The sequence below is a fragment of the Mesorhizobium sp. M4B.F.Ca.ET.143.01.1.1 genome (genome assembly GCF_004792275.1).
GTDB lineage: Bacteria > Pseudomonadota > Alphaproteobacteria > Rhizobiales > Rhizobiaceae > Mesorhizobium > Mesorhizobium abyssinicae.
In genome coordinates, this window is the sequence record NZ_SRSR01000341.1 from 1 (window position 1) to 287 (window position 287).

Annotated in this window: 1 protein-coding gene; it reads left to right on the top strand. The window is 64.5% G+C overall.

Translation table 11 applies throughout. The features are described 5' to 3' along the window. Position 1 precedes the first annotated feature (1 nt). A partial coding sequence (locus EN786_RS37265; protein ID WP_246688864.1) for a class I SAM-dependent methyltransferase occupies positions 2–287 on the top strand: 286 nt, incomplete at its 3' end.

Sequence of the window (287 nt, forward strand, 5' to 3'; positions counted from 1 at the left end):
CATCAGCAGGATGAGCGCACAGCGCGACATTCTCAATCAGATCTGCCCCGAGGTGGCGAAGATGGAGGGGCCGGTGCTCGAGCTGGGCCTCGGCAATGGCCGCACGTTCCACCATCTGCGTGAGCTCCTGCCCGGGCGCCGGATCCTGGTTTTCGACCGTGAGGTTGGCGCGCACGCCAGTTCGATTCCAGACGCTGAGAATCTCGTGCTCGGCGAGATCCGCGAGACAGCGGTCAGGTTCGTCGGCATCGACGCCGCTCTGGTTCATGCTGACATCGGCACCGGCT